This window comes from Caulobacter sp. KR2-114 (assembly GCF_049446115.1).
Lineage (GTDB): Bacteria > Pseudomonadota > Alphaproteobacteria > Caulobacterales > Caulobacteraceae > Acaudatibacter.
Window position 1 is genome coordinate 787,704 of record NZ_JBMSEC010000001.1, and the last position, 23,598, is coordinate 811,301.

21 protein-coding genes and 1 pseudogene are annotated in these 23,598 nt (G+C 70.0%); 11 read left to right on the plus strand and 11 right to left on the minus strand.

Annotated elements, in window-relative coordinates:
• Nucleotides 1-34 precede the first annotated feature (34 nt).
• Entirely contained in the window at nt 35-1,090 is a 1,056-nt protein-coding gene (locus tag ACO2Q3_RS03495; protein WP_423305053.1) for a DUF1963 domain-containing protein, read from the plus strand.
• 47 nt (nt 1,091-1,137) lie between these two features.
• On the opposite strand, the gene ACO2Q3_RS03500 is transcribed toward ACO2Q3_RS03495, so the two are convergent.
• Nucleotides 1,138-1,833: a DJ-1/PfpI family protein gene (locus ACO2Q3_RS03500; protein WP_423305054.1), complete on the minus strand. Its 696-nt coding sequence runs from the start codon at nt 1,831-1,833 to the stop codon at nt 1,138-1,140.
• Nucleotides 1,834-1,940: 107 nt separating this feature from the next.
• On the opposite strand from ACO2Q3_RS03500, the gene ACO2Q3_RS03505 reads away from it, so the two are divergent.
• The gene (locus ACO2Q3_RS03505) at nt 1,941-2,891 is read left to right on the plus strand and encodes a GlxA family transcriptional regulator (protein WP_423305055.1); all 951 of its coding nucleotides are present in this window, start codon (nt 1,941-1,943) and stop codon (nt 2,889-2,891) included.
• Entirely contained in the window at nt 2,888-4,204 is a 1,317-nt protein-coding gene (locus ACO2Q3_RS03510) for an NRAMP family divalent metal transporter (RefSeq protein WP_423305056.1), read from the plus strand. The genes ACO2Q3_RS03505 and ACO2Q3_RS03510 overlap by 4 nt, the downstream gene beginning before the upstream one ends.
• A 24-nt stretch (nt 4,205-4,228) precedes the next feature.
• Here the strand turns inward: ACO2Q3_RS03510 and ACO2Q3_RS03515 are convergent, their stop codons facing one another.
• Nucleotides 4,229-5,368, minus strand: a complete 1,140-nt coding sequence (locus ACO2Q3_RS03515) for a cell wall hydrolase (RefSeq protein WP_423305057.1) — start codon at nt 5,366-5,368, stop codon at nt 4,229-4,231.
• A 478-nt stretch (nt 5,369-5,846) separates the two neighbouring features.
• Here ACO2Q3_RS03515 and ACO2Q3_RS03520 point away from each other — a divergent pair, with 478 nt between their 5' ends.
• The 3 genes and pseudogenes from ACO2Q3_RS03520 to ACO2Q3_RS03530 all read left to right on the plus strand — a co-directional run bounded on the left by ACO2Q3_RS03520 (nt 5,847) and on the right by ACO2Q3_RS03530 (nt 7,970).
• Nucleotides 5,847-7,394 (plus strand): hypothetical protein, encoded by a 1,548-nt coding sequence (locus ACO2Q3_RS03520; RefSeq protein ID WP_423305058.1) that lies wholly within the window; start codon nt 5,847-5,849, stop codon nt 7,392-7,394.
• Between the two features lie 10 nt (nt 7,395-7,404).
• Nucleotides 7,405-7,490: pseudogene (locus ACO2Q3_RS03525) on the plus strand (hypothetical protein); the annotation flags it as partial.
• Nucleotides 7,491-7,754: 264 nt separating this feature from the next.
• Complete coding sequence (locus ACO2Q3_RS03530; protein ID WP_423305059.1) at nt 7,755-7,970, plus strand: hypothetical protein; 216 nt, start codon at nt 7,755-7,757, stop codon at nt 7,968-7,970.
• A 16-nt stretch (nt 7,971-7,986) separates the two neighbouring features.
• On the opposite strand, the gene ACO2Q3_RS03535 is transcribed toward ACO2Q3_RS03530, so the two are convergent.
• From ACO2Q3_RS03535 to ACO2Q3_RS03545, 3 genes are all read right to left on the minus strand, one after another.
• Nucleotides 7,987-8,319, minus strand: a complete 333-nt coding sequence (locus tag ACO2Q3_RS03535; RefSeq protein WP_423305060.1) for a DUF6572 domain-containing protein — start codon at nt 8,317-8,319, stop codon at nt 7,987-7,989.
• Between the two features lie 160 nt (nt 8,320-8,479).
• Nucleotides 8,480-9,811 carry an RNA polymerase sigma factor gene (locus ACO2Q3_RS03540; RefSeq protein ID WP_423305062.1) on the minus strand — a complete coding sequence of 444 codons (1,332 nt, stop codon included), beginning with the start codon at nt 9,809-9,811 and terminating at the stop codon, nt 8,480-8,482.
• Nucleotides 9,812-9,831: 20 nt separating this feature from the next.
• On the minus strand, nt 9,832-10,182 hold the full coding sequence (locus ACO2Q3_RS03545) for a YciI family protein (protein WP_423305063.1): 351 nt from the start codon (nt 10,180-10,182) through the stop codon (nt 9,832-9,834).
• 159 nt (nt 10,183-10,341) lie between these two features.
• Between ACO2Q3_RS03545 and ACO2Q3_RS03550 the strand changes: the two genes are divergently transcribed.
• Both ACO2Q3_RS03550 and ACO2Q3_RS03555 read left to right on the plus strand, forming a co-directional pair.
• The gene (locus tag ACO2Q3_RS03550) at nt 10,342-11,706 is read left to right on the plus strand and encodes a M20/M25/M40 family metallo-hydrolase (RefSeq protein ID WP_423305064.1); all 1,365 of its coding nucleotides are present in this window, start codon (nt 10,342-10,344) and stop codon (nt 11,704-11,706) included.
• A gap of 206 nt (nt 11,707-11,912) precedes the next feature.
• A complete protein-coding gene (locus ACO2Q3_RS03555) occupies nt 11,913-13,097 on the plus strand; it encodes a glycosyltransferase 87 family protein (protein WP_423305065.1) in 1,185 nt (394 codons plus the stop codon).
• Between the two features lie 12 nt (nt 13,098-13,109).
• Here ACO2Q3_RS03555 and ACO2Q3_RS03560 read toward each other — a convergent pair whose 3' ends face one another.
• From ACO2Q3_RS03560 to ACO2Q3_RS03570, 3 genes are all read right to left on the minus strand, one after another.
• Complete coding sequence (locus ACO2Q3_RS03560; protein WP_423305067.1) at nt 13,110-13,907, minus strand: alpha/beta hydrolase; 798 nt, start codon at nt 13,905-13,907, stop codon at nt 13,110-13,112.
• Nucleotides 13,908-14,021: 114 nt separating this feature from the next.
• Nucleotides 14,022-14,342 carry a cysteine rich repeat-containing protein gene (locus ACO2Q3_RS03565; RefSeq protein ID WP_423305068.1) on the minus strand — a complete coding sequence of 107 codons (321 nt, stop codon included), beginning with the start codon at nt 14,340-14,342 and terminating at the stop codon, nt 14,022-14,024.
• Nucleotides 14,343-14,418: 76 nt separating this feature from the next.
• The gene (locus ACO2Q3_RS03570) at nt 14,419-15,192 is read right to left on the minus strand and encodes a hypothetical protein (RefSeq protein ID WP_423305069.1); all 774 of its coding nucleotides are present in this window, start codon (nt 15,190-15,192) and stop codon (nt 14,419-14,421) included.
• A 362-nt stretch (nt 15,193-15,554) separates the two neighbouring features.
• On the opposite strand from ACO2Q3_RS03570, the gene uvrB reads away from it, so the two are divergent.
• Nucleotides 15,555-17,819, plus strand: coding sequence for an excinuclease ABC subunit UvrB (gene uvrB, locus ACO2Q3_RS03575; protein WP_423305070.1), 2,265 nt, complete (start codon nt 15,555-15,557; stop codon nt 17,817-17,819).
• Nucleotides 17,820-17,835: 16 nt separating this feature from the next.
• Here the strand turns inward: uvrB and ACO2Q3_RS03580 are convergent, their stop codons facing one another.
• From ACO2Q3_RS03580 to ACO2Q3_RS03590, 3 genes are all read right to left on the minus strand, one after another.
• Nucleotides 17,836-19,491, minus strand: coding sequence for an AIPR family protein (locus tag ACO2Q3_RS03580; RefSeq protein ID WP_423305071.1), 1,656 nt, complete (start codon nt 19,489-19,491; stop codon nt 17,836-17,838).
• Between the two features lie 4 nt (nt 19,492-19,495).
• Nucleotides 19,496-20,143 (minus strand): MT-A70 family methyltransferase, encoded by a 648-nt coding sequence (locus tag ACO2Q3_RS03585; protein ID WP_423305072.1) that lies wholly within the window; start codon nt 20,141-20,143, stop codon nt 19,496-19,498.
• A 99-nt stretch (nt 20,144-20,242) separates the two neighbouring features.
• Nucleotides 20,243-21,061 carry a BglII/BstYI family type II restriction endonuclease gene (locus ACO2Q3_RS03590; RefSeq protein ID WP_423305073.1) on the minus strand — a complete coding sequence of 273 codons (819 nt, stop codon included), beginning with the start codon at nt 21,059-21,061 and terminating at the stop codon, nt 20,243-20,245.
• A 148-nt stretch (nt 21,062-21,209) separates the two neighbouring features.
• Here ACO2Q3_RS03590 and ACO2Q3_RS03595 point away from each other — a divergent pair, with 148 nt between their 5' ends.
• Both ACO2Q3_RS03595 and ACO2Q3_RS03600 read left to right on the plus strand, forming a co-directional pair.
• Nucleotides 21,210-21,944, plus strand: a complete 735-nt coding sequence (locus ACO2Q3_RS03595; RefSeq protein ID WP_423305074.1) for an outer membrane protein — start codon at nt 21,210-21,212, stop codon at nt 21,942-21,944.
• 120 nt (nt 21,945-22,064) lie between these two features.
• Complete coding sequence (locus ACO2Q3_RS03600) at nt 22,065-23,585, plus strand: hypothetical protein (protein WP_423305076.1); 1,521 nt, start codon at nt 22,065-22,067, stop codon at nt 23,583-23,585.
• The last annotated feature ends 13 nt before the right edge of the window (nt 23,586-23,598 follow it).

Below are 23,598 nucleotides of genomic sequence, written 5' to 3' on the forward strand. Positions count from 1 at the left end.
TGCTATATCAGCGGTCGCTTGACAGGGGACGCGCATGGGTTTCTGGGGGCGCTGGTTTGGGACGCGGCGGCCGGCGCCGGCAATTCGGCAGGAACCGCCCGCGCTCAGGAGCGCCGAGGACGTACGGGCGCTTGCCGTGCAGTGCGGCTTCGGTGAGGCGGCGGCGCTGATCGAGACCCTGGCGCGGCCTTGCGCCGACATGCTGTATGCCGGGCCTGGCGACGGCGCGCCCGTGGGCGCGAGCCGGCTGGGCGGGGCGCCGGATCTGCCCGCGGAAACGGTGTGGCCCGCCAGTCCCTCGGGACGTCCGCTGAGCTTCTATGGCCAGGTCGACTTGGCGACGCCGGAACTGGCCGGCCTGAGCCCTAACCTGCCCGACGCCGGACTGTTGTCGCTGTTCGTCGGCGCCGTCGAGGGCGGGATGCAGCCAGCGCCGGTCAGGGCGCTACTGATACCGGCCGGCGCAGCTCTCGCGCGCCGCCCGTGGCCGGCGCCGGCGGAGGCATTCGACGACGAGGGGACCGCCCGGTTGAACCCGGTCGCGGTGCGCTTCGAACGCCGGCTCAGCTTTCCCATGCTGGACGCCAGGGTCACCGACCCGATCGCAGCTGTGTGCCCCAGCGGTGATATCGACGCCCTGGTCGATGGGCTGCAGGCGTCCTCCGCGGCGGACGCGCAGGGGCTGGGCGAACTGCTGGGTCAGGTGCTGGGCCAACCATCAGCACCCTTCGACAACCTGCCGGAAGCGGTGCACTTCCACGAGATTGGGCGGCCCGGCCAGGAACGCCTGCGTTTGTGGTCCACTTGGGAGGACTGGGAGCAGGCCAAGACGATCGCCAGCCGCCTGCGCAATGGGACCATCTATAGGCCCTGGTCGGCCGATGACGATGGCAACGTCCGCTGGCTGCTGGCGCACAGGGCCGAAATCGATGCCGGCGTGGCGAGCTGGCGTGTGCTCATGGTCGTCGAGTCCAACAAGCCCATGCAGCTGTGGATCAACGATGCCGACCCGGTCTATGTCCTGATCCGGGCCTCAGATCTGGCGCGGGGCGATCTTTCGCAGGTGCGCGCGATGGCGACGCAGGGATAGGGAGGAAGCCGGGCCGACAGCTCCCTCCCCAAAGCCCGCAGCCGGACTCAAGCCTCGGCCATCAGCCGCGCCGCGGCGCGTTCCGCCGCCGCCTGACGTTCCGGCATCAGGCCGGCCATGCGTGCCTGGAAGCCTTCCAGCACTTCGGGCGGGGCAAGCTCGGGGCGGCCGGCGTCGAACGGCGGGGCGGGGGCGTATTCCAGGCCCAGCTGGATGGTCTGGGCCACCTGCGGGCCGGCGATCTCGGCGGCCAGGGTCAGGGCGAAGTCGATGCCCGCGGTGACGCCGCCGCCGGTCAGCACATTGCCGTCGCGCACCACGCGGCCCTCGTCCGGAATGGCGCCGAACATCGGCAGCAGCTGGCGCCAGGCCCAGTGGCAGGCGGCCCGCCGCCCCTTCAGCAATCCCGCCGCGCCGAGGATCAGCGAGCCGGTGCAGACCGAGGTGACGTAGCGGGCGCCGGCGGCCAGGCGACGGATCTCGCGCATGAACGTCTCGTCGTTCATGGCGTCGGTGCAGCCGAACCCGCCGGGCACGCACAGCACGTCGCAGGCGGGGATGTCCGCCAGCTTCGACAGGTTGGCGAAGGTCAGGTCGTCGGCGGTGATCGGCTCGCCCGCGGCGCTGGCGGTGATCACCCGGGCGCCGGGCAGTCGCGACAGGAACTGGTGGGGTCCGGTGAAGTCGAGGTGCGTCACCCCCGGATAGAGGGCGAAGACGATGGTAAGGGACGGGGCGGCCATGGCATCCTCCTGCGGCGCGGTTGACGCCGTAACCTCGCCCGGATACCCCTTGGCGGAAATGACATAGTTCCGGCAAATTCCGCCAGCCCTGTCCGCGCGGTGCGAGCATGACCAAGACCATCGGCTTCCTGATCTTCCCCGATCTGCAGGTGCTCGACTGCGCCGGCCCCCTGGCGGCGTTCGAGATCGCCGGCCGCTACCAGCCAGGGGCCTATGCCCTGAAGGTGATGGCGGTCGAGCCGGGGATGGTGTCGGCCACCTGCGGACTGGCCCTGGCCGCCGGCGCGCTGCAGCCGCCGCGGACCCTGGACACCCTGGTCGTCGCCGGGGGCGAGGGCACCCGCCCCGCCTGCGAGGATCCCAGGACCCTCGACTACGTGCGCCAGGCCGCCGTCCACGCGCGCCGCGTCGCCAGCGTCTGCTCGGGGGCCTATATCCTGGCCGCCGCCGGCCTGCTCGATGGGCGGCGCGCCACCACCCACTGGAACCGCAGCGGCGACTTCGCCCGCCGCTTTCCGGCCGTGCGGCTGGAGGCGGACCGGATCTTCGTCAAGGACGGGCCGGTGTGGACCTCAGCCGGGATCACCGCCGGCATCGATCTGGCCCTGGCGCTGATCGCCGACGACCTCGGCGAGGAGATCGCGCGGCGCACGGCCCAGCAGCTGGTGGTCTACCACCGGCGGCCCGGCGGCCAGTCGCAGTTCTCCGCGCTGCTGGAACTGGAGCGGCCGGAGAGCCGTTTCGGCCCGGTCCTGGAATGGGCGCGCGAGCACCTCACCCACCCCCTGACCGTAGAGCAGTTGGCCGATGTCGCCGCCATGAGCGCCCGTAACTTCGCCCGCGCCTTCGCCGCCGAGACCGGCGTCACCCCGGCCAAGGCGGTCGAACGCCTGCGGCTGGACGCGGCCCGCGCCCGGCTCGACGCCGGCGAGGCCCAGGTGGACCAGATCGCCCGGCAGGTGGGGTTCGGCGACCCGGACCGCATGCGCCGCGCCTTCCTGCGCGCCTTCGGCCAGCCGCCGCAGGCCTTCCGCCGCGCTTCCCGGCGGGCGGCGTGAGCCAGGCCCCCGCCCCGCCCCCCGCCGACGCCACGCCCCCCGGCCCGGCGCACGGCCTGCACGACCGCGCGGTCGAGGCCTTCAAGAGCCTCGGCCCCGGCCTGATCACCGGGGCGGCCGACGACGACCCCAGCGGCATTGCCACCTATTCCCAGGCCGGCGCCCAGTTCGGGACCGGCCTGCTGTGGACCGTGGTGATCACCTATCCGCTGATGGCCGGCTTCCAGCAGACCGTCGCCGAGATCGGCCGGGTCACCGGCGAGGGCCTGGCCGCCAACATGCGCAAGGTGTTCCCGCGCTGGCTGCTGACCCTGCTGCTGATCGCGCTGATGGCGGCCAACACCATCAACATCGCCGCCGACGTCGCCGCCATGGGCGAGGCCGCAGGCCTGCTGCTGCCCAAGGCCGGCATCACCGCCTACACCATCGGCTTCGGCCTGCTGTGCCTGGTGCTGGAGGTGTTCATCTCGTACCGCCGCTACGCCTCGATCCTGAAGTGGCTGACGCTCACGCTGCTGACCTATGTCGCCATCATCTTCACGGTGAAGGCGCCCTGGGCCGAGGTGGCGCGCGGGGCGCTGGTGCCCAACGTGGCCCTCAACCGGGACGCCCTGACCATGGTCGTCGCCGTGTTCGGCACCACCATCAGCCCCTACCTGTTCTTCTGGCAGAGCTCGCAGGAGGTCGAGGAGCTGGACGCCGACGACAGCGCCCACGCCCTGAAGACCGCGCCGGCCGAGGCGCCCGGTCAGCTGCGCCGCATCACCCTCGACACCTGGATCGGCATGGCGGTGTCGAACGTGGTCGCCTTCTTCATCATGCTGACCACCGCCCTGACCCTGCACGCCCACGGGATCACCGACATCGCCACCAGCGCCCAGGCGGCCTCGGCGCTGAAGCCGATCGCCGGCCCGTTCGCCTTCTTCCTGTTCGCCATGGGGGTGATCGGCACCGGCATGCTGGCCGTTCCGGTGCTGGCCGGGTCGGCCGCCTATGCGGTGGCGGAGGCGCGCGGCTGGCGCCACGGGCTGGACCGCAAGGTCAAGGAGGCGCGCGGCTTCTACGCGATCATCGCCCTGGCCACCCTCGGCGGGCTGGCGCTGGTGTTCATCGGCCTGGACCCGATCAAGGCCCTGGTCTGGGCGGCCGTGGTCAACGGCTTCGTCGCCGTGCCGATCATGGCGGTGACCATGCTGGTGGTCACCCGCAAGGAGATCATGGGCGAGTTCTGCGCGCCGTGGTGGCTGGTGATCCTCGGCTGGGCCGCGACGGGGCTGATGGCCGTGGCGGCCATCGGCATGGTCGTGATCTAGCCCGACCGCCGGGCCGGCGCCGGATCAGCTGGCGGCGCCGCTCGCCGCCAGCGCGGCCGGGGCCTTCGGTGTCGTCTCAGGCGCGGTCCGGGCGGGCGCGGGCGCGGGCCTGGCCGGCGCCGCCGCGGGCGCCGCGGCGGGCTGGCCGCCGAGGGACTGGGCCATCAGCACCGGGGCGGCGGTGATCACCGCCAGACGCCCCTCCCCACTCCCCGCCGACGCCTCGGCGTAGACCGGCCGGTCGGCCGGCGTGGCCGGAGCGCTCGGGGCCGGGACGCCGTCGGGCGCCTTGCGCTCCAGGGCGTAGACCCCGTTGTCGAAGCCGCTGCCGCCGTGGCCGAAGCGATAGAACACGTGCGCCCCGATCTGCCCGACCCGCTGCATCGAGGGCCACAGGCGGCCGAGGTAGGCCGCGTGAAAGCTCACCGCCTCGCCGGCCTCCGGCATCACGTAACCGCCCAGCGCCCGGGCGGCGACCTTGCGCGCGTTCTCCCACATCGCCGGCGACTTCGGCCGGCGCATCGCCCCGTCGCAGACGAAGCTGAACTGGCAGCGCCCGCTGGCGGCGCCCTGGAACACCACGCCGCAGACGCTCTTGGGGAAGGCCGGATGGCGCACCCGGTTCAGCACCACCTGCGCCACCGCCGCCTGGCCGGCGGCGACGTCGCTGCCCGTCTCGTAGTAGACGGCCGCGGTCAGGCAATCGAGATCGCGCGAGGACTCCAGCGCGCCGTCGCTGTGGAACGGCTCGGCGACCGGCCCGCGCAGCAGCATCAGGCGTGGACGCTCCGCGCCCGGCGGCGGGGCGGGCGGCGTTCCATCCACGCGCGCCACGGCCCGCGCCGCCAGCAGGGCGGCGGCCCGTTCCTGGACGGTGTGATCGGTGTCGGCCGCCGCCTCGGCCTGGCGCAGGACCGGGTCGCGCCGTTGGGCCGCGGCCAGGGCGCCCGGCCCCATGCCGCTCGTCGCCCGTTGCAGGGCGACGTCGGAGAACCCTGCGGCCGCAGCATCCGCCAGCCGGCGCACCCGCGCCTGGGTGAGCGACACCTCGGTGTGCGCGCCGGCCCAGTAGGCGCCCGCCAGGACGCCGCCAAGGCCGCCGGCGACCAAAGCGGCGCCGGCCAGCGCACGCGCCTGGGCGCGCGACTGCGGAAGCAAAGACAAGGGTTTCGTGTCCTATGCGACGAGGGCGAAGACGCCCCCCGACTTAAGCCCCTCAACCGGCCCCGATTGGCTCAGGGCGCAGCTCAAACAGCTCGGTCCGACCGGCACACGTTTGGTCGGACGACGACTCTACTAAGCGGGTTTGTGGCAGCAATGTGACCGGCAAACAAGCGTTACCGCACTGCAGCATCGCCACGGACGCGGTTAATTTCCGCCCGCCGCAGGCCGCGATCGGCGCCGCCGAAGCCTTGCCGCGTGCGGCGCCGACGGCGGCTGACCGCTGCCGTTCGTTAACAACACCTTGTTTGCGCTGCAAAATCCGACGCGCGGCCGGCGCCGCCCAAGCGGCGGGCGCCCGGGCGGCGCGCGTGACCCGTCGCGCCGGAATTGCACGTCCCCGCCGTGAACCCGACAGGCGGCATGGAACCAAAGGCCGCGCCCTCTATATTCCAGCCAGGACCCGCGTGGAGAGAACGGCATGGCGTTGACCTGGACGGCCCGGCTGCGCGCGGCAGGCTTGGCGGCGCTCCTCTCGGCGGCCAGCGCCGCGCCGCTCTGCGCCCGCGCCGACGTGGCGCCCGACACCGCCCACCACGCCAGCGCGCTGGAGACCCGGGCCGCCGACGGCATCACCCAGGTGATGCAGGATCGCTGCGACGCCGCGGTCGCCACTCTGCGGTCGGTGTATGGCGCAGCCGGGTTCGCCCGCATGGAGGCGCACATGCGCGCCGCGGTGCTGGAAGGCGCGGACCTGTGCGAGTCTCGCCTCGGCCACGCCCAGGCGGCCTACGAGCTGTCGCGGCGGGCCATCCTGGAGCCGGAAGCCTCGGCCATCGCCTGGGGCCTGCACATCGACCTGGCGATGAACCTGTCGCATCCGGGCGAGGCGCTGAACGCCCTGGTGACCCTGGCCGGCCGCTCCCCGGCGATCCTGTCGCAGATCAAGGAAACCACCATCCTGTCGACCTACGCCTACGCCGAGGTGCTGCCCGACGCCGACGCCAGGCGGCTGGAGCTGCTGGAGGCGCTGGACAAGGCGGCCTGGAAGCCGAAGGACCCGTTCGACGACCTGTCGGGGCTGAAGATCGACCAGGTGCGCCTGCTGCTGGCCGCGCACCGGGTGGATGAGGCGCGCACCCTGGCCGCCCAGGTCACCGACCCGGCGACCCGCGTGGCGATCGTCGTCGACGACCGCTTCGCCCCGGTCGCCGACACCGCCCGCGATCTCGACGTCGCCGCCGCCACCCGCAAGGAACTGGTCCGCGTGCTGCTGCTGGCGGAGGCGAACGGCGATCGCCTGTCGGGCGCCTACCGCGTGGCCTCCCTGCGCCTGCGCATCGGCGACAACGACGGCGCCCTGCGCATCCTGCAGACCGCCATCGACCGCTACAACGACTTCGGCGCCCAGACCTTCACCGACACCGACGACTACCTGGGCCGGGTGCTGGGCCTGAAGGCCGAGACCCTGGCGCGCATGGGAAAGCTGGACGAGGCCGACGGGGCCTTCGCCGAGGCCGCCGCCGACAACGGCCAGGACGGCCGCTTCGAGGAGAAGCTGTCCTATGCCAGCTACCTGATCGACACCGACCGCTCGCCTCTGGCGCTCGACCTGCTGCACGATGTGTCCGACGCCCCGCTCACCGACACCGGCAAGGCGTACCTGGCCGCCATGCGCGCCTGCGCCTATTCCGTGCTCGGCGACACCGCCGAGGTGCAGAAGCAGCTGAAGCTGGTCAAGGCCCCGGCCGCCCCGGACTACGGGGCGCTGCTCAACGGCCTGATCTGCGCCGGCGACCTCGACGGCGCGGCCAGGGCCTACGTCGAGCGGCTGGCCGATCCGGCCAAGCGCATGGACGCCCTTCTGGCCCTGCAGCACTACCGCCGCGCGCCGACCCACGGCAAGGAAGACGCCGCCTGGCTCGCCGACTACCTGAAGGTCCAGTCCCGCCCCGAAGTCCTGGCCGCCATCAAGGCCGCCGGCGGCCAGGTGAAGGACCTCGACATCTTCGATCCCGGCGCGATCTGAGGCGCGGGGCCCCCTCCACCGCCTTCGGCGGTCCCCCTCCCCCAACGGGGGAGGAGAACGGTTCTCTTCCCCCCGCGGGGGAAGTACCGGCGAAGCCGGGGATGGGGGCTCCAGCGAAGAACCGACTTTGCCCTCTGGAGCCCCCTCCACCCCCTTCGGGGGTCCCCCTCCCCCAACGGGGGAGGAGAACGGTTCTCTTCCCCCGTGGGGGAAGTACCGGCGAAGCCGGGGGATGGGGGCTCCAGCGGAGAGCCGCCCACGCCAGATATTTCCGCGGTTTACCGTCCTTCAACGCGACGCATTAACCGCGTGGCGGCAAGGTCGCGGCAGGCGGGGACTCCGCTGGCACGGATTGAACGAATGACGACCATCACCCCGGTGAGCGCGGCGGTCACCAGCGCCTTCTCCCGTTTCGACCAGGCCAGCGCCGACCTGGCGCGCTCGGCCAATCAGGGCCAGGAGCTGTCGGCCGCCATCGGCGCGCAGATCAGCGCCAAGGAGGTGGTCGGCGCCAGCATCGCGCTGCAGAAGACCCAGGACGAGATGACCCAGTCGCTGCTGGACATCACCGTCTAGCCGCCGCTGGCGCCGTTCAGGCGTCCCAGAGCTTGAAGCTCAGGTCCATGTTGGCCCGGGTCATCACCTGGCTGGCGCGGTCGTAGAATTCGTAGGCCGACGCGTTCAGCGCCCAGCGGCCCACGACCTCCACCTTCACCCGCCGGCCGTCGTAGTCCGGCCAGACCCCGCGGATCTGCCCGCTCTCGACGAAGGCGATCTGGGCGTTGAGCTTGTTGCGCAGCACGTCGAGGTGCGCCTCTTCGGCTTCCCCCCGCCAGCTGAGCGGATCGGAGACCACCAACACGGGCGTCTCCTCATCATCATCGAGGTAGATGTAATCGACGATATCGGTTTCCAGGACGGACATGCCATCTCTCCCGAATACTGAGCGATGGGAGAAGGCTGGACTGAATCGCTTCCGATTTCTTACCGACCTTTCGCCGCAGCGCGTGAATTTGGCGTGAAACCGGGCCGCCAGGACGGCGCGATGACCGCCGGCGCCCAGTAACCAGGCGGGTTTGCGGTGATCAGCGCCCGCCGCCAGGCCGATCGTGCGGCAAATCATCACCGCCGGACCTGCCGGCCGGCTCGCCGCCCAGTTCGGCGATCCGCCGACGGAAGAATCGCCGCTCCACCTCCAGCCCGGCCAGAGCCAGGGCCTGGGCATAGGCGGCCAGAGCCTCGTCACGCCGGCCGAGGCGGCGCAGCAGGTCGGCCCGCGCCGCGGGCAGCGGCGGATAGGCCGAAAAGCCCCCTTGCAGGGCCAGGGCGTCCACCAGCGGCAGCGCCGTCGCCGGTCCTTCCGCCATCGCCACCGCGGCCGCGTGGTTGAGCGCCACCACCGGCGAGGGCGAGAGGCGCATCAGCACCGCGTACAGGCCGACGATCTGGGGCCAGTCGGTCTCCTCGGCGGTCCCGGCCCGGGCGTGCAGCGCGGCGATGGCGGCCTGCACCGCATAGGGCGAGGCGCGACCGCCGGCGCGAAGCGCCTTCTCCACCAGCGGCAGCCCTTCGGCGATGGCCAGCCGGTTCCAGAGCCGGCGGTCCTGGTCCTCCAGCAGCACGAGCTCGCCGGCCGCATCCAGGCGCGCCGGCCGCCGCGCCTCGGTCAGCAGCATCAGGGCCAGCAGGCCCTCCACCCCGCCCTGTCCCGGCAGCAGCGCGTCCAGCCGCCGCGCCAGGCCGATCGCCTCGGCCGCCAGGCTGCGGTGCGGATCGCCGGCATAGGCCTCGGTGAACACCAGGTAGAGCACCGCCAGCACCCCCTCCAGCCGGTCGTGCAGCCGGGCGGCGTCGGGGACCTGGTAGGGGATGCCCGCCGCGCGGATCTTGCCCTTGGCCCGCACCAGCCGCTGGGCCATGGCGTCCTCGGCCACCAGGAAGGCGCGCGCCACCTGGGCGGTGCTCAGGCCGCACACGGTGCGCAGGGTCAGCGCCACCTGCGTCTCCAGCGCCAGGGCCGGGTGGCAGCAGGTGAAGATCAGGCGCAGCAGGTCGTCCTCGATCTGCGGGTCGTCGTCCGTCTCCGGCCCCGGCTGGGCGGCCAGCCGCGCCTCGGCCTCGATCGCCTCGCGCCGGGCGCGAAAGGCGATGCGCCGGCGCAGCTGGTCGATCGCCCGGTTGCGGCCGACGCGGATCAGCCAGGCGCGCGGATAGGCCGGCGCCCCCGCGACCCAGGCCTTCGCCGCCGCGGCGAAGGCCTCCTGCGCCGCCTCCTCGGCCAGGTCGAAGTCGCCCACGAGGCGGATCAGGGTGGCGAGCACCTCGGCCCCGTGGGCGCGGTAGACCGCGTCGACATTCGTCCGGCTCGCGCCGGGATCGGGGGTCCGGCTCACGTCGCGATCCGGGGTCCGGGTCACGCCGGGATCCTGAGGTCCGGTCAGGACATCGCCCAGACCGGCCGCACCTCGATGCTGCCGTACCGGGCGGTGGGGATCTTGGCGGCGATGGCAGTGGCCTCGTCCAGGTCCTTGGCCTCGACCAGGTAGTAGCCGCCCAGCGCCTCGCGGGTCTCGGCGAACGGGCCGTCGGTGACCAGCGCCTTGCCGTCGCGCACGCGCACGGTGGTGGCGTCGCTGGTGGGCCGCAGGCGATCGGCGCTGACCATGGCGCCGGACTCGACCAGCTCCTTGGTGAACACGCCATAGGCGGCCATGATCGAACCCAGTTCCGCTTCCGGCATCGCGTGCTCCTCGGCCTCGCTGGAATAGATCAGCAGCAGGTATTGCATCGGGTGTCTCCTGACTTGGCGTGCATCGCCGGCCTTCAGTCGAACGGCGCCGCCGCGGATCGACAGGCCGGCGAAATTTTTTCCCGCATCGCCGCCCGGCGCACAGGATTGCCCCCGCCGCCGGCCTCCGCCAAGGTCGGCGTGTCAGGAGTTCCGCCCATGCGTCTTGCCGCCCTCGCCGTGCTCATCGCCCTCGTGGCCGGCGGCGCCGACGCCCAGCCGGCCGGCCCGGCCGAGCAGCCCGTGCTGCGCCAGGTCGCCGGCGAGGTGCAGGCCGACGAACTGCACGCCACCATCGCGCGGCTGGTCGGCTTCGGCACCCGCCACACCCTGTCGGACACCACCTCCCCCACCCGCGGCATCGGCGCCGCGCGGCTCTGGGTGAAGGGTCGGTTCGGCGAGATCAGCCAGGCCTGCGGCGGCTGCCTGGAGGTCGTCACGCCCTCGCAGGTGGTCTCCGGCGAGCGGGTCCCCAAGCCCACCGAGGTCATGGACGTGATCGGCATCCAGCGCGGCAGCGGTGATCCGAACCGGGTGGTGGTGATCTCCGGCCACCTGGACAGCCGGGTCAGCGACCCGATGAACGCCACCAGCGACGCGCCCGGGGCCAACGACGACGCCTCCGGCGTGGCCGCGGTGCTGGAGGCCGCGCGCGTGCTGTCCAGGCACAGGTTCCAGGCCACCATCGTCTACGCCGTGCTGTCCGGCGAGGAGCAGAACCTCTACGGCGGCAAGCTGCTGGCCGACTACGCCACCGCCCAGGGCTGGCGGGTGGAGGCCGACCTCAACAACGACATCGTCGGCAACACCCGCGGCCAGGACGGTCATACCGACGACACCCACGTGCGGGTGTTCTCGGAGGGCACCAAGGCGGTGGAGACCCAGGCCCAGGCCGACCGCCGGCGCTACAACGGCGGCGAGGTGGACAGCCCCTCGCGCCAGGTTGCCCGCCACCTCGACGGCCTCGCCGACCAGTATCTGACCGGCCTCGACGTGGTGATGGTCTACCGCACCGACCGCTTCAGCCGCGGCGGCGACCAGGTGCGCATGCTCGAGGCCGGCTTCCCGGCCGTCCGCGTCACCGAGGCGGACGAGAACTACACCCGACAGCACCAGGACGTGCGCACCGAGAACGGCGTCGCCTACGGCGACGTGATCGCCGGCGTCGACTTCCCCTACCTGGCCCAGGTGACCCGGCTGAACGTGCTGGGGCTGGCCGCCATGGCCTCGGCCCCGGCCCCGCCGGAAGGGGTGAAGATCGAGGGCGCCGTCAGCCCGGACACCCGGGTCTCCTGGACCGCCACGCCGGGCGCGACCGGCTACCGCGTCTGGTGGCGCGACACGACCGCCGCCCAGTGGCGCTTCAGCCGCGACGCCGGCCCGGCCACGTCCCTGGTGCTCCCCGGCGTGAACATCGACGACTGGTTCTTCGGCGTGCAGGCCCTGGGCCCCGACGGCGCGGCCAGCCCGGTGGTGTTCCCGGGGCCGGCGGGGGACTTCGTGTCGGAACGGCCGGCGAAGTAGCGCCCTGCCCTCCCCCCACCCTCAACACTGTCATCCCGGAATCCGCGCAGCGGATATCCGGGACCGCGGCAGGCGCCCGCGCCCGCCGTCACGGCGCCCATCAGCGCTTCCGGCGGTCCCGGATGAGCCGCGTTGCGGCTCTCCGGGATGACAGAAGATAGGGTGCTAAGGACGAAGCTCCGCCCCGCAAGGATTCGCCCCCGCGCATGACCCTCCCCGACGATCCCCGCGACAGCCCCCTGGCGCAGGCCGCCATGCTGGCCGTGGGCCTCGTCCTGCTCGTGGTCTCCTGGCGGCTGTTCCTTACGCCGCACGCGATCGCCACCCTCTACGAGCGCGACCTGCCGGCCTACCAGGGGGCCATCGACGCCTTCGCCGCCGGGCGCGATCCCTACCTGCCGGCGCAGGTGAAGCGCGCGCACGGCCTGCCGTTCATCGCCCCGCCGTTCGTGTGGATGCTCTATCGGCTGGCGGCGCACGGGCCGATTCGCGCGGTGTTCGGCAACCTGCTGATGGTCGCCGACGTCATCGCCAGCGCCGCGATACCGGTCGCGCTGAGCCGCCTGCTGCTCGGCCCGGGCGCTGCGCGCATCGTGCTGGGAACGGGGTTTTTCGCCGCCGCCTTTCTCGGTTCGGGCGTATTCACCGTGCTGGTCGCGAACAACGGGACCGTGCTCTACGCCCTGATCGCCCTCGGCCTGATCCCCGCCGAGCGCGAGGGGCGCTGGCTGTGGTTCCACGCGGCGGTGGCCCTGGCGACGGCGTTCAAGCCGTTCTACGCCGCCTTCTGGCTGGTCCCGTTACTCGCTGACCGCGAGGCCCGGTCGCAGTGGCGGACCGCCGCGCTGGCGGTGGCCGCCGCCGCGGCGACCTATGCCGCGCCCCTGATCCTGGCGCCGCGGCTGATGCGCGAATGGCTGCAGACCCTGGTCACCCAGGTGGTCGGGCACGAGCGGCTGGGCGACAACCTGCTGGGCGCGGTGACCGCCGACCCGCGACACTTCCCGCTCTCGCCGCTCGCCGCCCACGCCGCGTTCTCGGCGGTGCTGCTGGGCGGATCGCTGATGCTCCCCCGCCTGGAGCGGCGCCAGCGCATCGCCGGCCTGCTGATGGTGGCGGTGTTCCTCAACCCGCGCGCCATGCGCTACGACCTGTCCATGGCCGCCGTGCCCCTGCTGGCGCTGGTCGCCGGCGCCGCGGCGCGGGACGTCCGCTCCAGCGGCCTGGCGCAGGCGGCCGTCGCCGCCGCGCTGGCCGCGGTGACCATCGTCTTCAGCCACGACGCCCCGGCCGACGGCTATCTCTACGCCGCGGTCGCCGTGGCGGCCCTGCTGGGCGCCGTCCTGGCCGCCCGAAGGCGACCGGCGCCGACGACGCCGCGGCCGGCCTGAGCCGCCTGACGCCTATTCCGCCGCCAGCGCCTGCGCGCCCGCGGCGACACCCAGGTGGCGCACGAAGAACCGCTCCCAGGAGGCGCTCTCGAAGGCGGGCATGTCCAGGTGGCCGCCGGGATTGATGTGCATGGTCTTCTCGGCCGAGCCGAAGGCGTTGAACAGCGCCAGGCCGTGTTCGCGCGACGCCACGGCGTCTTCCCACTGGAACACGAACTCCACCGGGATGGTGATCGCCCTGGCCGCCGCCTCGAACGCCGGCGCGTTGGGCCGCAGCCCGGCCAGGCCGAACAGGGCGCAGGTGATGCGCGGCTCGTCGGCGACGAACGGCACGCCGATCGCCGTGCCCATCGATACGCCCCAGTAGCCCACCGGCCCGTCCGGGCCGACGAAGTCCAGGGTCTGGACCGCATCCAGCGCCGCCTTCCATTCCGGGACGGCGCGGCGGGTGCGCTCGGCCATCAGCTGCAGCCGCTCCGGCGTCCAGGCCGAGGACGTCTGCCCCGTCACCCGCGCCCCGACCTCGCGCATGTTGGCCAGCGCTTCCTCGCGTCTGATGCGGTCGCCGTGGCCCGGGGCGTCGATCGCCAGGGTCGCGTAGCCGAACCTGCGGGCATAGGTCTTCGCGCGGCTGGCCAGGCCGCCGATCTTCTTGTGCTGCGAGCCGCCATGGCCCATCAGCACCAGCGGCCGCGGCCCGGCAGCGCCCTCCGGCGCCCAGATCACCGCGGGCACGCGTTCGCCGTCCACGGTCAGCTCGAACAGCCGCTCGACGACGCCGTCGACCGCCCGCTCCCGGGTGAACGCCACCATCGCTTCCTCCATCGCCTCGTTCGCTTTGGCGGAAGCGTACCGCGCCCGCCCCGGCGGGGGGAAGGCGCGGCGCGCCCGGTCAGTGCGCCGTCAGGTCAGTGCGCGGCCGGATCAGTGCGCCGTCGGGGCGGGCGCCGCGCCGACACCACCGCCGGCGCCGCCGGCCGCCCCGCCATTGGCCTTGGCGGCGCGCTTCTCGGCGATCCGCTCGGCCAGGGCCGACTTGCAGCCGGCCGACAGCTTCTCGCGGTTCTGCTTCAGGCACTGCATGATCCGGCCGCCGCCGGGCTGCACGCCGGCGCACAGGGTCTGCAGGTCGGCCTGGCAGGCGGCGCGGGTGGCGGCCATGCCGCCGGCGGCCTCAGCGGCCGTGACATCGGCGAGGGTCAGGGCGCCGGCGAGCGCCAGGGCGGCGGTGAGGGCGAACTTCATGGGGCTGGATACTCCGTTGGTCCCTTAGAAGCCTTGCACGCCGGCCGGCGGCGATTCCGTCACCGGCGCCGCAGCGCTAGGCCTTCGCAGGCGGCGGCCGCCGGAGATGCGGCCGGTGGCGGCGCCTCGGCTTCCTGGCCGGGCGGCGGGGCGGGAGCGCCGGCTTCGGCGGCTCGGGTTTCGGCTCGGCCGGGATCACCGCCGCGGCGAAGCGGGCGATCAGGCTCGACGGCGGCGGCGACAGTCGCAGGATCAGGTGCCGGCGCGCGCCCATCCGCCCTTCCAGCAGCAGCCGGTCGCCGTCCGGCTCGGTGATGGCGCAGGCAGGGCAGTCGGCCAGCGCCTGGATCGCCGCCCAGTCCGGCGGCAGCGGCGCGGCGTCCCAGAAGGTCTCCAGCCGGTCGACCACGTCCAGCAGGTTCAGCGCGCTCGGCCCGATGTAGTCGCGGCGCACGGTACGCGTGCGCTGGCCCGGCATGCCGGGGACGTCGCCGTAGCTGATCATCGCCGTGGCGCTCTGCCGGTTGGCGCCCCAGGTGACATGGGCGGTGACCGCCGGAGCCTTGGCGCTCAGCAGGGTCAGCCGGAACGCCGGGCCGCTGTCCGCCGCGTCCGCGGTCAGCATCGGCGCCTCGCCGAGGGTCTTCAGCGCCTTCACCCAGCCGGAGAAGTCACGCATGGCCGGCCCGCCGACGCCCTCCGCGCGCAGGGTCGAGGCGAAGCCGAAGGTGTCGTCCGGCGGCGGCGGCGGCGGCGGCGCGACCGTCGCGCCCGCGGCCAGGGCGCGCGGCGCGGCGGCAGGGGTCGCGGCCGCGGCGGTCAGGGCGAGCAGAAGCGTGCGCCGGTTCACAGCGTTCTCCGATCCAACCCCCAAGCTTGATCATGCCCCCTGACGGTTAAGCCGTCATTGCCGTCTTTCTTCACCCTCCCCTTCATCGGGAGGGACAGATCGCCCACCCTCCCCTTCATGGGGAGGGACAGATCGCCCACCCTCCCCTTCCTGGGGAGGGACAGATCGCGAGGCGATCAGGGTGGGGAAGTGAGATGGCGCGCATCGGCTCACGGGACCAGCCGGCGCCGCGGCGGGCAACCCCCACCCTGGCGGCTGCGCCGCCTGTCCCTCCCCACGAAGGGGGAGGGACGCAAGCTGCTGACAATCCCCTGTCAGGACACACCCTGGCCAACCTCCGCGCGCGCGCCTACCTTTCGCCTATGGCCAGTTCTCGCAGCAGCACCGGCGTCGCCGACGTGTCCGGCGCCTTCATCTATGACCAGGACGCCATGCCGGCGCTGTGGACCCCGCACCGCCCGGCGCGGCCGGAGAAGTCCGAGGGCGGGCGCCGCTTCACCCTGGCCAGCGCCTACCAGCCGGCCGGCGACCAGCCCACCGCCATCGCCGACCTGGTGGCCGGGCTTGAGGGACGCGAGCGCGACCAGGTGCTGCTGGGCGTCACCGGCTCGGGCAAGACCTTCACCATGGCCAAGGTCATCGAGGCGACCCAGCGCCCGGCGCTGATCCTGGCGCACAACAAGACCCTGGCCGCGCAGCTCTACAGCGAGTTCAAGTCGTTCTTCCCCGACAACGCCGTGGAGTACTTCGTCTCCTACTACGACTACTACCAGCCGGAGGCGTACGTCCCGCGCACGGACACCTATATCGAGAAGGACTCGTCGATCAACGAACAGATCGACCGCATGCGCCACTCGGCGACCCGGGCGATCCTGGAGCGCGACGACGTGATCGTGGTGGCCTCGGTCAGCTGCATCTACGGCATCGGCTCGGTGGAGACCTATACCGCCATGACCTTCAACCTGAAGGTCGGCGACCGGGTGGACGAGAAGCAGCTGATGGCCGACCTGGTGGCCCAGCAGTACAAGCGCAACGACCAGGCCTTCGAGCGCGGCGCCTTCCGCCGGCGCGGCGACACCATCGAGATCTTCCCTGCCCACTACGAGGACCGCGCCTGGCGCATCAGCCTGTTCGGCGACGAGGTGGAGGCGATCAGCGAGTTCGACCCGCTGACCGGGCGCAAGACCGCCGACCTGGAAAACGTCCGGGTCTACGCCAACAGCCACTACGTCACCCCGCGCCCGACGCTCAACCAGGCGACCATCGCCATCAAGGCGGAGCTGAAGGAACGCCTCGACTGGCTGGTGGCCAACGGCAAGCTGCTGGAGGCGCAGCGCCTGGAACAGCGCACCACCTTCGACCTGGAGATGATCCAGGCCACCGGCTCGTGCGCCGGGATCGAGAACTACAGCCGCTACCTGACCGGTCGCCGGCCGGGCGAGCCGCCGCCGACCTTCTTCGAGTACATCCCCGACAACGCCCTCTTGTTCGTCGACGAGAGCCACCAGACGGTGCCGCAGATCGGCGCCATGTACCGCGGCGACTACCGGCGCAAGTTCACCCTGGCGGAGTACGGCTTCCGCCTGCCCTCGTGCATGGACAACCGCCCGCTGAAGTTCGAGGAGTGGGAGGCGATGCGCCCGGACAGCGTGTTCGTCTCCGCCACCCCCGCCCAGTGGGAGCTGGAGAAGGCGGGCGGGGTGTTCACCGAGCAGGTGATCCGCCCCACCGGCCTGATCGACCCGCCGGTGATCATCCGCCCGGTGTCCAAGGCCGCCGACGGGACCTCGTTCAGCCAGGTCGACGACGTCATCGCCGAGTGCCGCGACACCGCCCTGAAGGGCTATCGCACCCTGGTCACCGTGCTGACCAAGAAGATGGCCGAGGACCTCACCGAGTACATGCACGAGCAGGGCCTGCGCGTGCGCTACATGCACTCCGACATCGACACCCTGGAGCGGATCGAGATCATCCGCGACCTGCGCCTCGGCGCGTTCGACGTGCTGGTGGGCATCAACCTGCTGCGCGAGGGCCTGGACATCCCCGAGTGCGGCCTGGTGGCGATCCTCGACGCCGACAAGGAAGGCTTCCTGCGCTCGGAGACCTCGCTGATCCAGACCATCGGCCGCGCCGCGCGCAACGTCGACGGCCGGGTGATCCTCTACGCCGACCAGATGACCGGCTCCATGGAGCGCGCCATCGCCGAGACCAACCGCCGCCGCGAGAAGCAGGAGGCCTACAACCTCGAGCACGGCATCACGCCGGAGAGCGTGCGCCGCGACATCAAGGACATCCTCGACAGCCCCTACGAGCGCGCCGACCGGGTCACGGTCAGCGCCGGCGTGGCCGAGAGCGGCGCCGCCCCGTTCCTGGGCGACAACTTCAAGGCCACCCTGCGCGACCTCGAAGCCCGCATGAAGACCGCCGCCGCCGACCTCGAATTCGAAACCGCCGCCCGCCTGCGCGACGAGATCAAGCGCCTGAAGCTGCTGGACCTGGAATTCGCCAACGATGCGCTGTCAGCGGATGGCGTGGCGCCGGATCGCGAGGCGGTGAAGCGCGTGAAGGCTGAGGTGAGGGCGGAGAAGGCCGAGGCGTTCCGGAAGCATGGGCGGGCGCGCAGGTAGGCGAAGCGGTCGCGCCCTACTCCACCTTGAGCCGGATATTTGAGCACTTGCCCACGTTCTTGAAGAGTGGGGCAAGGTATGCATCCGGATATTCTTCTGCAATGACCGCTTTCACCTTGCCGAATATTTCGGCCGCCGCGGCCTCGACAATATCATCGGAAATGGCAGCCGAGTCTTCCAAGTCCGCGACCTTGCCGATCTTTCTCAGGATGCAATGCGTGAGGAGGCGGTTACCGTGAACAACCACCCCCCTTTCGAACGCAGAGTCCGGGTCCTGAATGTTGCGGATAGCCACATCTATCCGTCGGGCCAGCCTTACTAAGCTCCAGAGCCTCCTGGACGAAGTGCCATTGTTAAACAGCGCCCGATAAGGGGCGGTGTTGATGTCAAGGTAGAGGCCGCCGACGTACCCTTTCGCAAGGGCCACGTAGGATATTTCGCCGCTGGCGCAGGCGAGGGTCGTTATCGCCTCAATGAATTCGAAAGACTCAGTGGCCGTCTCAGCAACCTCGCCCTCGCGATATTCGTATTCCACCTTCTCAATTAACAACTCAGTCCGAATCCGTTCTTGCTCTGGATCGAGTGCAACGAAGTTTCGAGCGTCAATTCGATTTTGCGTATTGGAGGCGCGCGTAATTTCTTTGCCGATGATTGATTCAGGATCTTCGACGACAATGATTCGCGCCTGGAGCGATGCTGGGGACTCCCTCTCGGTCAGCGTCCGCCCAATCGTTCCGACGGTCTGCGCGCCATTCACAATAGTGACGCCTTTACAGTCGAACAGGCCGACGGATCGGTCATTGCCACCGAAAGCTTGTTTCGCATAGCTTTGGACGATCATCGTAATTCCGTTGTTGAAATACCAAAAGTGCTTGGGGTTTTCGGCGATGGTCTTCGATATTCCGGAGTTAACATCGGACTTCAGACCAAGAAAATGCCGTATATTTCCCGCGAAGAGCTGGTTCCCATAGTTGCGGCACCACTCAGCAACGTCGGCGGCGGAGACTTGACCATACACCGCCTTAAGAGACTCCTCGACAAGTCCGAAGTGAGATAGCTTAACGGTAAGGTCTATTTGAGGTGGCGCGGCCTCTTGCACAAAATATTGAAAGAAGTCACGTTGAGTAAACGCCTGAAAGAAGAATAGCTCAGACGTATCATTGTTAGATTTGATGAAGTCGTCAATTTTGCTTTGTATATCGGCGTCGATGGCGCCCGATCCGGCATACGCAACGACGACGCGCACGCTCGTGAGGCGCTTCAGCGCGTCCTCGATGGTGGGCCAGCGCTGCTTAATTCGCTCGTTGAAGCGCTCCTTCTTCAAAGAAACGAGATCTTGCACCCCTTGTAGGAACTTGAGGACTTCTCCCGCAGCGATGGAGCTCGCGTGCGCTGCACTCCACTTGGATTGAACCAAAAACAGCGTTCGAGTCGCCGAGTCGTAATGGATAAGATCTAGGCCGTTGTCGTCGCCACCATCGACCAAGGATTTACTTAGGACATCGAGGTCGGCATCCGATGCCATCCTCGCGGCAGTCAGCGCCAGCGCGCGCGAGAGAGCGTGGGCCTCAAGCTGGGCAGGCGGATGGTTCTTAATGTCAGAGTTGTCGACGTGCGGAACAACTCCCTCCAGCAACTTGGCTCGGATCTGAGAATGCTGGAGCTCGGCCATGAGGTTACTCCGCCGCTATTGTCGAATTATACGAATACGTCTTCCACGTCGGCTCGTAGCTAGCGTCAGCCTGGTTCCCCCAACCCGCCCACTTCTTCCGCTCGCCTCGCGCGAACATTTCCAGATACGGCCCTGGCGAGCAAGCCTCGATCAGCTCGTACTGTTCGTCAGGCTTGCGGCTGTGCTCGCGCTTGCGCGTCTCCAGCATGTTCACCTGCCGTCTGCCCGGCGCCAATGTGCGGGCGTTCTTCCCGCGCACGCCGAACAGGATCATCTCGGTGACATTGCGGAAGTAGAACCCGACGCCTCGGCCGTCCGAACCGCCGTCCTTGCGGACCTTGTGCCAGATCAGGTTGGACTTGTAATCGAAGCCCCAGGCTTTCATCACCTCCAGCGCCTCGGGCAGCAGCGCGTTTGGCGTCCAGAGATAGAGGTGAGCGGTCTCGGCCGCGACGCCTTCCACCGGCAGGGCGCAGATATCCTCCAGGGTCATAGTCTCGTAGCGCGACAGCCGGCGATGCTCGGGCGCCATCTTCCCTGTGCGATTGGTGAACCGCCATGGCGGGTCGGCCAAGATGGTGGCAAACCGTCGCCCACGCGCAAACCCGGCGAGATCCTTGGCGGCTTCGAATCCAACCTCAGACATCGACATGGCATTCCCCTGCAGGCGCGATTCGCGCCTCGATAGTTTCTGGCTTTAAGGGATGCGACGCTAGCGCGTTCATCTTTTGTTCGAAAGACAAATTGGACATCAATCCACCACGCAGGCTGGCGTAATCCCGATGGCCAGCACCGGACACGCACCGTTGCGCCCGGCGTTGAGGCGATAAAGCAACTTCCCCATCCAGGTCGTGCTAGCCCCGTACTTTGAACTGGTCTGCCGCATCACCCCCTTCTTGTCGACCTCTGGGACGCCCCCCTTCGACAGTGATGGTCCGAGGCCTTTGATGAACGGAGTCATCGAGAAGCCGCGCGTGACCAGCACACCCACATCGACGACTCCACATTGGGCGAAGGCGCTGAAAGCATAGAGATCACGGTCAAAGGTCTGATCCTTGCTGTTCCATTCGAGATCGAAGGCCACCCTGCCCTTCACATAGTCGACCTTATGACCGTCGAGGTACTTCTCACGCTGGAGTTCGCGTACGGCCTTCTCGTATTTCGGCTTTCCGTTCCGGCTAACCCCAACTTGCTCCTTCGAAATCAGGCGGACGAGGAGGTCGCCCTGGATCACCGTCTCGTTCCAGTTCAGCGGCCGGAGGTAGCTCGAAAGCAATTTAGGAATATCGGACTCATTGCCGCCAGCGGTTCGAATAGTCTTCCGGCTAATCTCGAAGCGACGAAGGGCATCGCAAAGTTCAGCAAAGAGTTCGGCATGGCCTTCCGCGAGAATCACTGCGGCGCTGCGGTAGCTGTAAACCTCATATCGATCGCGAATGTCCTGTGGAATTTTGCTATCGACGAGCCAAGTTGGATCAGAGATTTCGCTCGGCGCCATCGCCGCGTCGCCGGCAGTCACCTCTTCGGTGAAGTCGTCTTCGCTATCCACATCTGCATCGGCATCAGCCATTTCGGCAGACTGGGCGGGATTCCACCTCCGGTGCAATGGTTGCGATCGCCCTTTTGCCTACCCTTGACCCGTCCGCATAACGCCGTTCGCATAGCGCCGCTGATTCGGGCGCCATGGTGGGCGTCGCTAGCGATTGGATCTCATGCACATGCGTAATCTGTTTCTTGGCGCGGCGGCGTCCGCCGCGCTGGTTTTGGTGTCTGCGGGGGCCGCTCAGGCCCAGGATGACGGCGGCGGCTTTGGCGGCGCCTATGTGGGGGCGACCATCGGGGCGGACTTCGGCCGCACGCATTTCGCGCTGCTGAACGACCCCAACGACACCCTGCAGAAGACCCAGGACAACCGCACCGGCCTCTCTGGCGGCGGGGTGTTCGGCTTCAACCTGCAGCGCGGCGATCTGGTCGTCGGGATCGAGGGCGACGTGAACAACGGCCGGGCCGACGCCAACGTCGACGCCTGCACGGCCTTCGGCGGCTGCTGGACCCCGGCGCACGACAGCTTCACCACCCACAACCACGTGGACTCCGGCGTCGCCGGGCGGGTGCGCCTGCGGCTGGGCTGGGTCCAGGGCCGCAACCTGTTCTACGTGGCCGGCGGCTACACCGCGCAGCGCACGACGCTGAACCTGGTGGGCGACTGCTACAACCCCGGCGCCCCCGCCACGCCGACGGTCTATACCTACAGCCGCGGCAAGACCGTGCAGGGCTTCAACATCGGGGCCGGGATCGAGCGCTCGCTGGGCCGCCACTGGGTGGGCCGGGCCGAGTACCTGTACGACGGCTTCGGCGGCCAGACCTACAAGGGCGACGGCGCCGAGTGGGCCGACCGCCGCGTGTCGCTGAGCGAGAACACCCTGCGCGCGGGGATCGCCTACCGCTTCTGACGATGAGGCTCCCGCCGGTCGGACGCACCCGTCCGGCGGGACGCCCTCCCCGAACGGCTTGCCGCTTTGAGTTGCAAGTCGACGCTTCCTCATGCTCAGACAGTCGAGGGGGGTGTGGCCATGAAGCGATTTCTCGCGGCTCTGCTGGCTGGCGTGGCGCTCGCCGGTGCGGGTCACGCCTTCGCCTCGGACCAGGACACCCAGTGGACCGCCGACGCCAAGGCCTTCGACGCCGCCGCCGCGCGCGGTGATTGCGACGCGGGCCTGCCCGCGGCGCGCCGGCTGATCGCCCTTCCTCGCTTCGGCAACGCTCCCGTCGCCGCCCAACTGGCGATCCTGAAACTCGGCGCGATATGCGCCTGGCGCACCGACGGCATGGAGCCCGAGGCCTTCGAGGACGCCCGGCGCGCCACGGACCTGCCCGACGCCGACGACGACCTCTGGCTCGAACGACTGGAACTCGGCGCCTATCTGCACCGGCCGGACGACGTCGCCTCGACAGTGGAGGCGCTCGCGAGCCAACGGCCACGAGCGCTGGACCGGGTCTCGACACGCCTGTTCGCGCGCGTGCTGGCCGCCGAGCATGCTGTTGAACGCAAGTCCTATGCCGAGCGGATATTGAACGCGCTCGAGATCGCCGACTATCGGCCGATGGCGCCCGGCGAACGCGCCGACAAGCTTTGGCTGCGCGCGGCCGCCTTCGCTGTGAGCGCCGGCGACACGGCGCACGCCACGGCCCTGCTGCGGCGGATCGACGGGGCGATGCTGATGCAGGTCCGGCTTGATGGCCGGTACACCGCGATCGTCAGGGCCGATCCCGGGCGTTTCGAGGTCGTGCCGGCGGTCGAGCGTGAGCTGGCGGCCGACCAGGCGGCGATGGCCGCCCACCCGGACAGACTCGCCCCTGTGCGCGAGGTCCTCAGCACTCTGCGCGGCTTGGGGCGCTATGACGAGGCGCTGGCCCTGGCGCAGTCGGCGCTCGATCGGATCGCGGCGTCGGCGAAGCCGGCCTTCGCCGACCAGTCGGATCAGTTGAACTGGATCCTCGACCAGAAGGCGGAGATCCTGATCCGGCTCGGCCGGGTCGACGAAGCGCTGGCAGCGGAACGCCGAGGCGCCAGCACGGAGGAGGAAGGCACGGGCGGCAACGTCAGCCAGACCATCAACCTGGCGGGCCTGTACGTTCTCGTCGACCGTCCCCACGAAGCCCTGACGCTTCTGCCGAGCGCCTGGTCCCTTCCTCATGCCAGCCTCTACGGCGTCGCCTGGGTTCACGCGATGCGCGCTTGCGCCCTGCAGACGTCCGGACGGCCGACGGAGCTGGAGGCGGAGCGCGCCTATCTGGCGGCGCACGCGGCGGACAACCCCGAAGCCGCCCTCTATGCGGCGCTGTGCGCGAACGATCTCGACAGCGCAGCAGCCATGGTGATCGCCCAGTTGCAGGACGACGAGGATCGTGGACAAGCCCTGGTGAACCTCTGTCCGTTCGCCCCCCTGCCGCATCCGTCGTCCTTCGAGGAAAGCATGGAGCGGCGGCGCCTCGCGCTCAGCCAACGGCCGGACGTCCGGGCCGCCATCGCCAAGGCCGGGCATGTCGAACCCTTGCCCCTCGCCGCCGACGTCTTCAACAACCTGTTCTGACGCCGGCCCGATT

Excerpts from the sequence above, each read along its gene's own strand:
- ACO2Q3_RS03495 (WP_423305053.1), top strand. The coding sequence starts at position 35 with ATGGGTTTCTGGGGGCGCTGGTTTGGGACGCGGCGGCCGGCGCCGGCA.
- ACO2Q3_RS03500 (WP_423305054.1), bottom strand. The coding sequence starts at position 1,833 with ATGGCCGCCCCGTCCCTTACCATCGTCTTCGCCCTCTATCCGGGGGTG.
- ACO2Q3_RS03505 (WP_423305055.1), top strand. The coding sequence starts at position 1,941 with ATGACCAAGACCATCGGCTTCCTGATCTTCCCCGATCTGCAGGTGCTC.
- ACO2Q3_RS03520 (WP_423305058.1), top strand. The coding sequence starts at position 5,847 with ATGGCGTTGACCTGGACGGCCCGGCTGCGCGCGGCAGGCTTGGCGGCG.
- ACO2Q3_RS03530 (WP_423305059.1), top strand. The coding sequence starts at position 7,755 with ATGACGACCATCACCCCGGTGAGCGCGGCGGTCACCAGCGCCTTCTCC.
- ACO2Q3_RS03535 (WP_423305060.1), bottom strand. The coding sequence starts at position 8,319 with ATGTCCGTCCTGGAAACCGATATCGTCGATTACATCTACCTCGATGAT.
- ACO2Q3_RS03545 (WP_423305063.1), bottom strand. The coding sequence starts at position 10,182 with ATGCAATACCTGCTGCTGATCTATTCCAGCGAGGCCGAGGAGCACGCG.
- ACO2Q3_RS03550 (WP_423305064.1), top strand. The coding sequence starts at position 10,342 with ATGCGTCTTGCCGCCCTCGCCGTGCTCATCGCCCTCGTGGCCGGCGGC.
- ACO2Q3_RS03555 (WP_423305065.1), top strand. The coding sequence starts at position 11,913 with ATGACCCTCCCCGACGATCCCCGCGACAGCCCCCTGGCGCAGGCCGCC.
- ACO2Q3_RS03565 (WP_423305068.1), bottom strand. The coding sequence starts at position 14,342 with ATGAAGTTCGCCCTCACCGCCGCCCTGGCGCTCGCCGGCGCCCTGACC.
- uvrB (WP_423305070.1), top strand. The coding sequence starts at position 15,555 with ATGGCCAGTTCTCGCAGCAGCACCGGCGTCGCCGACGTGTCCGGCGCC.
- ACO2Q3_RS03580 (WP_423305071.1), bottom strand. The coding sequence starts at position 19,491 with ATGGCCGAGCTCCAGCATTCTCAGATCCGAGCCAAGTTGCTGGAGGGA.
- ACO2Q3_RS03585 (WP_423305072.1), bottom strand. The coding sequence starts at position 20,143 with ATGTCGATGTCTGAGGTTGGATTCGAAGCCGCCAAGGATCTCGCCGGG.
- ACO2Q3_RS03590 (WP_423305073.1), bottom strand. The coding sequence starts at position 21,061 with ATGGCTGATGCCGATGCAGATGTGGATAGCGAAGACGACTTCACCGAA.
- ACO2Q3_RS03595 (WP_423305074.1), top strand. The coding sequence starts at position 21,210 with ATGCGTAATCTGTTTCTTGGCGCGGCGGCGTCCGCCGCGCTGGTTTTG.
- ACO2Q3_RS03600 (WP_423305076.1), top strand. The coding sequence starts at position 22,065 with ATGAAGCGATTTCTCGCGGCTCTGCTGGCTGGCGTGGCGCTCGCCGGT.